A 13,045-nucleotide genomic window follows, 5' to 3' on the forward strand; every position below is an offset into this window, starting at 1 on the left:
GGCGAAAGTCTGACCTAAATAGTATGGGTGGAGTGGACGGAAAGCCGGTGCCTATGCAAGATGCCCGGCAGATGCGGAACTGCCCCATGACAAGAAAAACTGACCCGACCCGACGGTTTCGCGGGCTTGCGCTTGCCGCGGCCGCGCTTTCTCTTTGCCTTGGCTCGATGGTGCCGGTGCACTATGCCGAGGCACAGGAGACGCGTTACCAGCGCCGCTCCATCCTCGATTTCTTTCTCGGTCGCCGTTACATCGATGATAATCCGCAACCGGAGATGCGCGACCAACCGCGGCGGCGACAGCAACAGCGCAAGCGCCCGCCTGTACAAAAGGCTATGACGCCGACCCGCACCATGCCGGTAGCGCCCGCCGAACCCGTGGTTCAGAAGCTGGACGATGCCCAAAAAATCCTGATCGTCGGCGACTTTCTCGCCGGCGGCCTGGGTGATGGCCTCACCGCTGCCTTTGAGGCATCGCCCGGCGTCGTGGTCGAAGCCCGCAGCAATGTCTCATCCGGCCTCGTGCGCGACGACTATTACAACTGGCCCGGCGAATTGCCGAAGATGATCGACGAGTTGAAGCCGGCAATGGTCGTCATCATGATCGGCGCGAATGACCGTCAACAGATGGTGACCGATGCCGGCAAGGAGAAATTCCGCACCGACGGCTGGTTCAGCGAATATCAGCGCCGTGTGCTCGCCTTCGGCAAGGAGATTACCGACCGCAAGATTCCGCTGCTGTGGGTCGGACTTCCCGCCTTCGAATCCGATTCGATGACGGCCGATGCCGTGCAGATGAACCAGCTCTACCGCAATCAGGTGGAAAGCATCGGCGGCGAATTCGTCGATATCTGGGATGGCTTCGTGGATGAGAACGGCAAGTTCATCGTCACCGGTTCTGATGTTAACGGCCAGCAGGTACGTCTGCGCACTACCGACGGAATTAACCTGACACAGGCCGGCCGCCGCAAGCTCGCCTTCTACGTGGAAAAACCGGCGCGCCGCATTCTTGGCACCCAGGCAAGCCCCGATCTCGTGCGCCTCGACCCCGGCAACCTGCCGGCGCTGACGCTGCCGACCAATCCCGTCGAACACACGCAGCCGATCAGTCTGTCCGACCCGAACCTCGATGGCGGAGCAGAGCTGCTCGGTGCCGGCAAGACGCCGCCGGTGACACTGACGAAATCGCCGCGTGATCTTTTGGTCGAACAGGGAGAAATGGCGCCTGCGCCCGCAGGCCGTATCGACGACTATCGCATGCCGACGCTGAAGACGACGGCGGAAGTTTCCGTGAAATGAGAAAGGGCCGCTAGAGCGTGTGATGCGGCCCTCGCTCGATGGTCCGGATTTATTTGGCTGTCGCCTGCGGCCAGGTCAGATAGTAGAAGTCGGAGCCGATCTGGCCGAAATAGGCATTGCTGTTGTCGACCTTATCTACATAGTGACCGGCCTGCTTGACGAACGAAGCGTCGTCGCCCCGCTTCAGATGCACATTGAGGAAGTCGTTCCAGCCACTGGCCTCGATATCGGTGCCGGGCTTGTTGTTCGTATTCGCTTCATCCGGATTTTCGACATCCCAGGCAGTGATGGAAACACCCTGCGTCGGATGGGAGACCGTCAGCGTACCGTTTTCGAGAGCGGCCAGCATATCATGCGCCGTACCGTCAGTGCCTTCCTGTTCAGCCGCCTCTTCCAACTGCTGCTTGAGCATCGCCATGAAGGAGGAACTCGTCACATCGGGATTTTCGCTGGCTGTGTCGGGTGTCTCGACCGGCTGGTCATTCTGCGCCGAAAGCGTGTCGAGCAGGCTTGCGAGCGCATTGTTGGAGAGGAGCGACGACGTATCCGGGTCCAAGCCGTAGCTGCTGAGGATAGTTGAGGCACTGGAGGGATCGGTGGCACTCTGACTGCTGTCGTCATCGGAACCACGAAGATTCTTCAGGGCATATTGGGCTGAGACCAGCCGCGTACTGTCGATTGCGGAAACCATGGTTTGTCCTTTGTAATGGTCCGCGGCAACCATGTCCCTTGCGCCACGGCCAACAGTGAAACGCCTCACGACTGAACGGGCGGGGGCAAGTCCGGCAGTCGCCGCAGACCGGTGCGGGCCTGCAAGCATCAGGAAGCTGCAGTTCGGGAATTGCATGAGGCTTGCCTGAAGCCCCGCCGCGTCAAGCGGTCGCACCACGAAAAACTCCGCCGGGATGCGGCGGAGTTTCTTAATCGACTAACTGTTCGAAGCGGATCAGCGCGGCAGAACCGTCGAGCCCATCAATGCTTCGTCGATGGCGCGGGCTGCCTGGCGGCCTTCACGGATTGCCCAGACCACCAGCGACTGACCGCGGCGCACGTCGCCTGCCGTCCAGAACTTGTCGACAGAGGTCTTGTAATCGCGATCATTGGCGACAACGTTTGTCGAACCGCGCTTGTCGGTATTGAGCGTCAGCTTGCCGTCGAGTTCCTTCAGCACGCTGTCGTTGAACGGGCCGCTGAAACCGATGGCGATGAAAGCCAGATCTGCCTTGATGATGAAGTCCGTTCCCGGAACCGGACGGCGACGTTCATCGACCTCGCAGCACTTCACGCCCGTCAGCACGCCGTCTTCGCCGACGAATTCGAGCGTTGCGACCTGGAATTCCCGGATTGCGCCTTCGGCCTGTGAAGAAGAGGTGCGCATCTTCGTTGCCCAGAACGGCCAGACGGCAAGCTTGTCTTCCTTCTCCGGCGGCTGCGGGCGAATGTCGAGCTGGGTCACCTTGACCGCACCCTGACGAAAGGCCGTGCCGACGCAGTCGGATGCCGTATCGCCGCCGCCGACGACGACAATATGCTTGGCGCCGGCGAGAATAGGATCAGATGGCCAGCCGGTGCTGTCGATGTTCTCACGGCCCACGCGCTTGTTCTGTTGCACGAGATAGGGCATCGCGTCATGGACGCCTGCAAGATCGGTGCCGGGAATGCCGGCTTCGCGCGGCGTCTCGGAGCCGCCGCAGTAAAGCACGGCATCATGATCCGCCAGCAACTGCTCGACCTTCACGTCGACGCCGACATTGACGCCGCAATGGAAGGTGACGCCTTCGCCCTTCATCTGCTCGACACGACGATCGATGAAGTTCTTCTCCATCTTGAAGTCCGGAATGCCGTAGCGCAGCAGGCCGCCCGGCTTCGTCTCGCGCTCATAGACATGCACATCGTGGCCGGCGCGGCCAAGCTGCTGCGCCGCTGCCATGCCGGCCGGACCGGAACCGATGATCGCGACCTTCTTGCCGGTATGAATCGTCGCCGGCTGAGGACGGATGAAGCCGAGTTCATAGGCCTTGTCGGCGATCGCCTGCTCGACGGTCTTGATCGCGACCGGCGTATCCTCGAGGTTCAGCGTACAGGCCTCCTCGCACGGAGCGGGGCAGACACGGCCGGTGAATTCCGGGAAGTTGTTGGTCGAATGCAGGTTCTGGATCGCGGCTTCCCAATTGTTGTTGTAGACGAGGTCGTTCCAGTCCGGAATCTGGTTATGCACCGGGCAGCCGGTCGGTCCGTGGCAATAGGGAATGCCACAGTCCATGCAACGGGCCGCCTGTTTCTGCACTTCCGGGTCCGACATCGGGATCGTGAATTCACGGAAATGCCGGATGCGATCCGATGCGGGCTGATACTTCGCTACCTGCCGGTCGATTTCCAGAAACCCTGTTACCTTACCCATATTTTCGTCCCTTACCCTCATGACCGCCTCGCCCGCGGCCAGTTGTGTGTTCAGCCTCGATCGCGGAGGCAGGTTGTTTGTTTTGACCGTCATTCGAACATATCCCCTGATAGCCATCCGCGCGGTTGCGCAAGCTTCAAGCTTGCAGCTGATCGTCGTTGAGTCATTGAGATATTTCAGTCACCCGCCACGCGCTTTTGAGGCGTGGCGGATTGTTCGGTGCAATTACTCGGCAGCGATGCCCATCCGGCTGCGCTCCATTTCCTCAAGCGCGCGGCGGTATTCGACCGGCATGACCTTGCGGAATTTCGGTCGGTAATCGACCCAGTGTTCAAGGATTTCCTTGGCGCGGGTGGAGCCCGTATAGTGCAGATGGTTGGAGATCAGCTGGTAAAGGCGCTCCTCGTCGTGGCGCGTCATGTCACCGGAAACGTCCACGCGTCCCTTGTGCATGAGGTCGCCGCCGTGATGATGCAGCTTCTCCAGCATGTCGTCCTCTTCCGGAACCGGCTCGAGTTCGACCATGGCCATATTGCAACGGCTGGCGAAATCGCCGGCTTCGTCGAGAACATAGGCCACGCCACCGGACATGCCCGCCGCGAAGTTACGGCCCGTCGCGCCGAGCACGACGACCACACCCCCCGTCATGTATTCGCAACCGTGATCGCCCACGCCTTCGACGACGGTGATCGCACCGGAGTTACGAACCGCGAAACGCTCACCTGCGACACCGCGGAAATAGCATTCGCCTTCGGTCGCACCATAGAGCACCGTATTGCCGACGATGATCGAGTGCTCAGCAACGATCCTCGAATTTTCCGGCGGCCGGATGATGATCTTGCCGCCCGAAAGCCCCTTGCCGACATAGTCGTTGCCGTCGCCGATCAGGTTGAAGGTGATGCCGCGCGCCAGGAAGGCGCCGAAGCTCTGACCTGCCGTGCCCCTGAGCGTGACGTTGATCGTGTCTTCCTTCAGGCCACGATGATTGTAGCGCTTGGCCACCTCGCCTGACAGCATGGCGCCGGCCGAACGGTCGACGTTCTTGATGCCGACCTCGAAAGCGACAGGCGTCTTCGAAGCAAGCGCAGGCTGGGCCTTCTCGATCATCTTGCGGTCGAGAATGTCGTCGATCGGGTGCTTCTGGCGCGTCGTCCAGTAGGTCTCTTCCTTCGGTGCGTCGACCTTGTGGAAGATCTTGGTGAAGTCGAGGCCCTTAGCCTTCCAATGCGCCAGCATCTCATCCTTCTCGAGCAACTCGGCAGCGCCGATAATGTCATCGAGCTTGGTGAAGCCGAGGGAGGCCAGAATTTCGCGCACTTCGTTGGCGACGAAGAAGAAGTAGTTGATGACGTGCTCAGGCGTACCCTTGAAGCGCTTGCGCAGGACGGGATCCTGCGTCGCCACACCGACAGGACAGGTGTTGAGGTGGCATTTGCGCATCATGATGCAGCCCGCGGCAATCAGCGGAGCCGTTGCAAAACCGAACTCGTCGGCACCGAGCAACGCGCCGATGATGACGTCGCGGCCGGTCTTCAGACCACCATCGACCTGCAGGGCGATGCGCGAACGCAGGCCGTTCAGCACCAGCGTCTGCTGGGTTTCCGCAAGACCTATTTCCCAAGGGCTGCCGGCATGTTTCAGCGAGGTAAGCGGCGAAGCGCCCGTACCGCCGTCGAAGCCGGATACCGTGATATGGTCTGCGCGCGCCTTGGCAACGCCAGCGGCAACCGTGCCGACGCCGACTTCCGAGACGAGCTTGACCGAGACATCCGAGGTCGGGTTGACGTTTTTCAGGTCGTAGATCAGCTGCGCCAGATCTTCGATCGAGTAGATGTCATGGTGCGGCGGCGGCGAAATCAGGCCGACGCCCGGCGTCGAGTGACGGGTCTTGGCAACGACCGCGTCTACCTTGTGGCCCGGCAACTGGCCGCCTTCACCGGGCTTGGCACCCTGCGCAACCTTGATCTGCAGCATGTCGGCATTGACGAGATATTCGGTCGTCACGCCGAAGCGGCCGGAGGCGATCTGCTTGATCGCCGAACGCTCTGGATTCGCCGAACCATCCGGCAAAGGCATGTAGCGGTCGCTTTCTTCACCGCCCTCGCCGGTGTTCGACTTGCCGCCGATCCGGTTCATGGCGATAGCCAGCGTCGTATGCGCCTCGCGGCTGATCGAGCCGAAGGACATGGCGCCGGTTGAGAAGCGCTTGACGATGTCGATCGCGGGCTCGACGCTATCGAGCGATATCGGCTTGCGACCCAGCGCCTCGGCGCTCTTGATCTTGAAGAGACCGCGGATCGTGTTCATACGCAGGGCCGAGTCATTCACCATATCGGCGAATTCGCGGTAACGGTCCTCGGCATTGCCGCGCACCGCATGCTGCAGGGCAGCGACGGCATCCGGCGTCCATGCGTGGCTTTCGCCCCGCATGCGGTAGGCATATTCGCCGCCAATATCGAGCGTGCTGGCCAGGAGCGGGTCACGTCCGAAGGCTGAATTATGGCGAGCCACGGTCTCGCGGGCGATCTCTTCGAGGTTCACGCCTTCGATGGTCGTTGCCGTGCCGAAGAAGTACTTGTCGACGAATTCCGACTGCAGGCCGATCGCATCGAAAATCTGCGCGCCGCAATAGGATTGGTAGGTCGAAATGCCCATCTTGGACATGACCTTGAGGATGCCCTTACCGACCGCCTTGATATAGCGGTAGACGACTTCACTGGCGTCCACTTCCTTCGGGAATTCACCCTTGGCATGCATGTCGAGCAGCGTGTCGAAAGCGAGGTAGGGGTTGATCGCTTCCGCGCCGTAACCTGCCAACAGGCAGAAATGATGCACTTCGCGCGGCTCGCCGGTTTCGACGACCAGGCCGACTGAGGTACGCAGCCCCTTGCGGATCAGGTGATGATGCACGGCAGCGGTCGCCAGCAGCGCCGGGATGGCGATACGGTCCGGGCCGACCTGGCGGTCGGACAGCACGATGATGTTGTAGCCACCCTTGACCGCCGCTTCCGCGCGTTCGCAGAGGCGATCAAGCATTTCCGGCATGCCTTCAGCGCCGCGCTCCACATCATAAGTGAAGTCCAGCGTCTTGGTGTCGAAGCGGTCTTCCGTGTGGCCGATCGAGCGGATCTTTTCGAGATCGCCATTGGTCAGGATCGGCTGGCGCACTTCGAGGCGCTTGGCGTTCGCCATACCCTCGTGGTCGAGAATGTTCGGACGCGGCCCGATGAAGGAGACGAGGCTCATGACGAGCTCTTCGCGGATCGGGTCGATCGGCGGGTTCGTCACCTGCGCAAAGTTCTGCTTGAAGTAGGTGTAGAGCAGCTTCGACTTCTCGGACATGGCCGAAATCGGCGTATCAGTGCCCATCGAGCCGATCGCTTCCTGACCCGTCGTCGCCATCGGCGACATCAGGATCCTGGTATCCTCGGTCGTGTAGCCGAAGGCCTGCTGGCGGTCGAGCAACGAGACGTCGCGGCGCAGCGCGCGCGGCTCGACCGGCTTCAGGTCTTCGAGGATGAGCTGTGTACGGTTGAGCCAGCTGCGATAGGGATGCGCGTTTGCAAGCTGCGCCTTCACCTCGTCGTCGGAGATGATGCGGCCTTCCTCCATGTCGATCAGCAGCATCTTGCCCGGCTGCAGGCGCCACTTCTGGATGATGCTCTCTTCCGGAACCGGCAGCGTGCCGGCTTCAGAGGCGAGAATAACCCGGTCGTCATCGGTGACGAGATAGCGGGCCGGACGCAGGCCGTTGCGGTCGAGCGTCGCGCCGATCTGCTTGCCATCGGTGAAGGCAACGGCAGCCGGTCCATCCCACGGCTCCATGAGGGCGGCATGGTATTCGTAGAATGCCTTGCGCTCGGGCGACATGGACTGGTTGCCGGCCCAGGCCTCCGGGATGAGCATCATCACGGCATGGGACAATGAGTAGCCGCCGCGCAAAAGGAATTCGAGCGCGTTGTCGAAGCAGGCCGTGTCCGACTGGCCTTCATAAGAAATCGGCCAAAGCTTGGAGATGTCCTCGCCGAAAAGCGGAGAGGAGACCGAGGCCTGGCGTGCTGCCATCCAGTTGACGTTACCGCGCAGCGTGTTGATCTCGCCGTTATGTGCGACCATGCGGTACGGATGCGCGAGCTTCCAGGACGGGAAGGTGTTGGTCGAAAAACGCTGATGCACGAGGGCGACGGCGCTTTCGAAGCGCGGGTCCGACAGGTCCTTATAATAGGCGCCGACCTGGTAGGCCAGGAACATGCCCTTGTAGACGACGGTCGTGCTCGACAGCGACACCGGATAGAAATTGCTCTCCTCGCCGTCGAACTCATCATAGATACGGTTGGAGATCACCTTGCGCAGAGTGAAGAGCCTGCGCTCGAACTCGTCGTTCGTCGCAGCATCCTTGCCCGCGCCGATGAAGACTTGAACGTGATGCGGTTCAGTCGCGGCAATCGCCGGCGCCTTGGAGAGCGATGAATTATCAACAGGTACGTCGCGGAAACCGATGAAGACCTGGCCTTCCTCGGTAATGACGTCCTTGATTACCTTCTTGAAATGCTCGATCTGCTTTTCATCGCGCGGCAGGAAGATATGGCCGACGCCATACTCGCCGGCCTTCGGCAGAGTGATGTCCTGCTTGGCCATCTCCTCGCGGAAAAAGCGGTCCGGAATCTGCACGAGAATGCCCGCGCCGTCGCCCATCAGCGGATCGGCGCCGACGGCACCGCGGTGCGTCAGGTTTTCGAGGATGAAGAGACCGTCCTTGATAATCTGGTGCGACTTCTGACCCTTCATATGCGCGACGAAGCCGACGCCGCAGGCGTCATGCTCATTGCGCGGATCGTAAAGCCCCTGTTTTTTCGGCAGGCCGGAGGCGGATTTACGCGTATTGGCCGTTGCGCGCACGTCTGCTGCTGCGAACTGGTCAATACCCGTGGATGGCGTCATCTTCGTCATCGTTTTTCCTCCTGTCGAAGCCCGCGGGGCTGCGGGCGGCTTTTCGTCGCGCTCCGCACCCTGAAGATAGGTCCGGCGCGTGACAGCGCTGTTGCATTGTGAAGATCCGATCGCAGACAACTGCTTCTCAAGGAAAGCAAACCGTCGCGTTCCGCGCCTGCCATTCGCCTCCGCGCGCCGCCATTTGAAGGCTTTGGCGCTCGAAAGAACTATAGCGTGAAAGCCGCTCTGTGCCAGGGCTTTCGGCGTCTCTTCGGCCGGGAAGGCCAAAATAGGACAGCAACCCTGTCCTAGTTCATCAGCTCAATGCCAGAAACAGCTCCTCTTCGCAAGAGTGTCCTCTTAAAAAAACGTCAATTTACGACGGAAGATTGCCAAATCAGCGAAAAGCGCGACATAAAATTACACAACACTGCATTATTTTGTTTATTGATTGCGCAGTTCAATTTCTGTGATGCATCCCGACTTCCGCCCTTGATCCTGTTAAGCTTTGGCGTAATGTCCCCGTCCGAACCTCCTGCCCCATCTTTTCCAATGGTTTCTCCCATGTTTTTTGCTTCCGATAACTGGGCTGGCGCCCATAAATCCATTGCCGAGCGCCTGTTGGCTGAATCCCCCGGATACGCTGCCGCCTATGGCAATAGCGACCTCGACAAAAAGGTGGAAGCTCGCTTCTCTGAAATCTTCGAGCGTGAGGTCTCGGTCTTCTTCGTGGCGACAGGCACAGCCGCCAACTCGCTCTCGCTCGCGAGCGTACAGCGCCCCGGCGGCATCACTTTCTGCCATCAGGAAGCCCATGCGATCCAGGACGAATGCGGCGCCCCCGAGTTCTTCTCCGGTTCTTCTCGGCTGATGCCGGTCGCCGGCGATTTCGGCAAGATCGACCCGGCCGCACTCTCCGCAAAGATTGCCGCCTTCCCCGAGGATGCCGTCCATCACGGCCGCGCCAGCGCTGTTACCATTACCCAGGCGACCGAAATCGGCACTGTCTACTCGCTGCCGGAAATCGGCGAAATTTCCGCCATCGCCAGGAAGCGCAATCTGCCTCTGCACATGGATGGCGCCCGCTTCGCCAATGCGCTCGTCGCACTGAACGCAACGCCTGCCGAAATGACATGGAAACGTGGCGTCGACATCCTCTCCTTTGGCGGCACCAAGAACGGCTGCTGGTGCGCGGAAGCGATCGTCTTCTTCAATCCGGATCAGGCGAAGGAAATGCCCTTCATCCGCAAGCGCGCCGCCCAGCTCTTCTCCAAGTCGCGCTTCATCTCCGCCCAGTTCGATGCCTATTTCGAAAACGGCCTTTGGCTCGATCTCGCCCGCCACTCCAACGGCATGGCCGACCGTCTGCGCGCCGGTATCGGGGCCAGCAACTCGGCTCGGCTCGTTTGGCCGACCGCTTCAAACGAAGTTTTCGCGGTCATTCAGAAATCAGCGGCAAAGACGGCTGAGGACAAAGGCGCAAAATTCTACGAGTGGCCGATCCCGGCCGGCATGCCGGACCTCGCTTCGGAGAGCGAAACGCTGGTCCGTCTCGTCACCAGCTTTGCAACGACCGAGGCCGATGTCGACGGCTTCCTGAAGTGCCTCTCGGCCTGATTTGCCAACTGCCGGAACGCTTGTCCGAAAGAGCCGGTGTTCCGGCCGCTACTGCGGTCCGCGCCGCCAGTGCGTTTTGGCCGTAGAGTTCTAATTTCGAAAAAGAAAATCCCGCCCGCTCCGGCGGGATTTTGATTGAAGGTGCTCAGGCCGACCGCAAACCCCTGACTTTCTTCAAAATATCATCGGAAAGTGCCGCCACGAGGGCCTGATCGGCCCCCTTTCGCGGTACGAGTACAAATTCCACATCCTCCAGCACCGGCAATCTGCCAGAGGCGATTTCCTTCAATCCCGCGGGCGCCATGCTGCGCGGCTGGACGAGCACTCCCATGCCGGCACGCGCAGCAGCCGTCAGCCCGCTCAAACTCCCGCAGGTGCAAACGATGCGCCAGGCTACGCCGTGACGGCCGAGTGCTTCCAGTGCAATGGCGCGCGTGACGCTCGGCGGCGGGAAAGCGATCAAGGGAAGCGGACCGGATGCAAGTACATGCTCCGGATCACGCGCCAACCACACCAGCGGCTCGCGATAGACCAGCCGCCCGTGCACGTCACCAAGCCGCCGCTTGGCAAGTACGAGGTCGATCGCTTCCGCATCCTGCATTTCATAGAGCACGCCCGACAGCGCGACCGTCAATTCCAGATCGACCGAGGGATGTGAACGCACGAAGTCTTCCAGAACCGCCGGCAATTGGCTTGTCACGAAATCCTCGGAGACGCCCAACCGCAGGCGTCCGCGCAGGCTGCCGCTCCTGAACAGCGACTGTACCTGCCCTTCGATCGACAGCATGGCGCGGGCATGCGAAAGCAAGGCCTCGCCATCACCGGTCAGCACGACCTTGTGCGTATCGCGCTCCAGCAGCCGGCGCCCGAGCGAGGTTTCCAGCCTCTGTATGTGCTGACTGACTGTCGATTGTCCGAGCCCCAGCCTTTCGGCGGCAAGCGTGAAGCTGCCCATTTGCTCGACGGTGACGAAACTGCGAAGCTGCGAAAGGTCCAGCATAATGATGATCCAGATTTGTAATAACTGTTATTCCTTGCATCCTGGATCATAATGAGCGACAAAACAATGACTCATTTATTCAGCGAGACTGTCATGCGCCGCTTTTTGCCCGATACCTTCACGATCCTGCTCGTCTGCACCGTCATACTCGCCTCGATCTTCCCGGCGAGCGGCACGTTCGCCGGCTGGTTTGGCGTGGCGACCGATTTCGCGATCGCGCTGCTGTTCTTCCTGCATGGCGCACGCCTCTCGCGTGATGTCGTCATCGCCGGCCTGCTGCATTGGCGTCTACATTTGATCATCCTGCTGACGACCTTCGGCATCTTCCCGATTCTCGGCCTGGGGATGGGCTTCATTCCGAATTCGATCCTGCCGCAGCCGCTTTATTTCGGCATTCTCTTCCTCTGCGTGCTGCCGTCGACGGTGCAGTCCTCGATCGCCTTCACCTCGATGGCCGGCGGCAACGTGCCGGCGGCGATCTGCTCGGCTTCGGCCTCCAACATCTTCGGCATGTTCCTGACGCCGCTGCTCGTCGGCCTGCTCTTCTCGGTCGGCGGCCATGGCGGCTTTTCCTTCGATGCACTCGAACAGATCCTGCTCCAGCTTCTGGCCCCCTTCGTCGTAGGCCAGATCCTCCAGCCCTGGATTGGCGAATGGATCCGCTCGAAGAAGAAGATTCTCATGCCCGTCGATCGCGGCTCCATCCTGATGGTCGTCTATCTGGCCTTCTCGACGGCGGTTGTCGAAGGACTGTGGCATACCTTCACGATAGCCGACATCGCCGCCGTCATCATCGCCGACATGGTGCTGCTGGCTCTCGTTTTGATCATCACCATGTATGGCAGCCGCTGGCTGGGCTTCAACAAGGCAGATGAAATCACCATCACCTTCTGCGGCTCGAAGAAGAGCCTCGCAAGCGGCGTTCCGATGGCAAACGTTATCTTCGCCGGGCAGTCGATTGGGGCAATCGTGCTGCCGCTGATGCTCTTCCATCAGATCCAGCTGATGGTCTGCGCCGTCATCGCCCAGAAATATGCAGCCGCTGCGGCGCGCCGCGCCACCGAAAAGCAGTTGGAAGAAGCCGCCAGCCCGGCCTGACACCAGCCAAAGGCCTCCTCCAACAAACACAAAGACAAACAAAAACGGCGCCCTCACGGGCGCCGTTCGCGTCTGATCCGTTAAATCGGATTAGCTGTTGACGACCTGCGCTTCGATGGCCTTCGGAGCGTCGACCGGCTCAGCAGCAATAGCAATCTTGCGGGGCTTCAGAGCCTCCGGGATGCTCCGCAGAAGGTCGATGTGCAGGAGGCCGTTCTTCAGCGAAGCGGCGGTCACTTCGACATGATCGGCAAGCTGGAAGCGGCGCTCGAAGGCGCGCTTTGCGATGCCGCGATACAGGAACTCGCTACCATCGGCATTTTCTTCACGCTTTTCACCCTTCACGATGAGCGCGTGGGCATGCGATTCGATGGAGAGTTCGGTTTCATCAAAGCCGGCAACGGCCATCGTGATGCGATAGGTGTTCTCACCGGTCCGCTCGATATTGTACGGCGGATAACTCGGAACCTGCTCCGGCTGGGAGAGGCTGTCGAGCATGGTAAAGAGACGGTCGAAACCGACAGTGGAACGATAAAGGGGAGAGAAGTCTACGTGACGCATGATGTCCTCCTAGGGAAGCGACGTGTTGCGATATCATGCCCTGAAACCCCACTCTTGGCGGCTTCGGGACGGTTGCGCGGACCCTTCTGGCGTCCGCAAAGTTCAGATGGGGATGGCTTTCTGAGACTTCAAGGCCTT

General features: G+C 60.4%; 8 protein-coding genes. 3 read left to right on the forward strand and 5 right to left on the reverse strand.

Annotation, left to right across the window (positions count from 1 at the left end):
• Positions 1–86 precede the first annotated feature (86 nt).
• Positions 87–1,298 carry an SGNH/GDSL hydrolase family protein gene (locus AC1DUP_RS10920; protein ID WP_477832657.1) on the forward strand — a complete coding sequence of 404 codons (1,212 nt, stop codon included), beginning with the start codon at positions 87–89 and terminating at the stop codon, positions 1,296–1,298.
• Between the two features lie 49 nt (positions 1,299–1,347).
• On the opposite strand, the gene AC1DUP_RS10925 is transcribed toward AC1DUP_RS10920, so the two are convergent.
• The 3 genes from AC1DUP_RS10925 to gltB all read right to left on the reverse strand — a co-directional run bounded on the left by AC1DUP_RS10925 (position 1,348) and on the right by gltB (position 8,649).
• Positions 1,348–1,989, reverse strand: coding sequence for a hypothetical protein (locus AC1DUP_RS10925; RefSeq protein ID WP_115036695.1), 642 nt, complete (start codon positions 1,987–1,989; stop codon positions 1,348–1,350).
• 255 nt (positions 1,990–2,244) lie between these two features.
• Positions 2,245–3,699, reverse strand: coding sequence for a glutamate synthase subunit beta (locus AC1DUP_RS10930; protein ID WP_113296132.1), 1,455 nt, complete (start codon positions 3,697–3,699; stop codon positions 2,245–2,247).
• A gap of 225 nt (positions 3,700–3,924) precedes the next feature.
• Positions 3,925–8,649 carry a glutamate synthase large subunit gene (gltB, locus tag AC1DUP_RS10935; RefSeq protein WP_477832658.1) on the reverse strand — a complete coding sequence of 1,575 codons (4,725 nt, stop codon included), beginning with the start codon at positions 8,647–8,649 and terminating at the stop codon, positions 3,925–3,927.
• A gap of 546 nt (positions 8,650–9,195) precedes the next feature.
• Here gltB and AC1DUP_RS10940 point away from each other — a divergent pair.
• A complete protein-coding gene (locus AC1DUP_RS10940; RefSeq protein WP_477832659.1) occupies positions 9,196–10,248 on the forward strand; it encodes a threonine aldolase family protein in 1,053 nt (350 codons plus the stop codon).
• 145 nt (positions 10,249–10,393) lie between these two features.
• Here AC1DUP_RS10940 and AC1DUP_RS10945 read toward each other — a convergent pair whose 3' ends face one another.
• Entirely contained in the window at positions 10,394–11,248 is an 855-nt protein-coding gene (locus tag AC1DUP_RS10945; RefSeq protein WP_113508534.1) for a LysR family transcriptional regulator, read from the reverse strand.
• Between the two features lie 51 nt (positions 11,249–11,299).
• Here AC1DUP_RS10945 and AC1DUP_RS10950 point away from each other — a divergent pair, with 51 nt between their 5' ends.
• Positions 11,300–12,346 carry a bile acid:sodium symporter family protein gene (locus AC1DUP_RS10950; protein ID WP_115036315.1) on the forward strand — a complete coding sequence of 349 codons (1,047 nt, stop codon included), beginning with the start codon at positions 11,300–11,302 and terminating at the stop codon, positions 12,344–12,346.
• Between the two features lie 90 nt (positions 12,347–12,436).
• On the opposite strand, the gene AC1DUP_RS10955 is transcribed toward AC1DUP_RS10950, so the two are convergent.
• Entirely contained in the window at positions 12,437–12,907 is a 471-nt protein-coding gene (locus AC1DUP_RS10955) for an Hsp20 family protein (protein WP_113296057.1), read from the reverse strand.
• Between the last annotated feature and the right edge of the window lie 138 nt (positions 12,908–13,045).

The organism is Rhizobium sp. 01L419 (genome assembly GCF_056400025.1).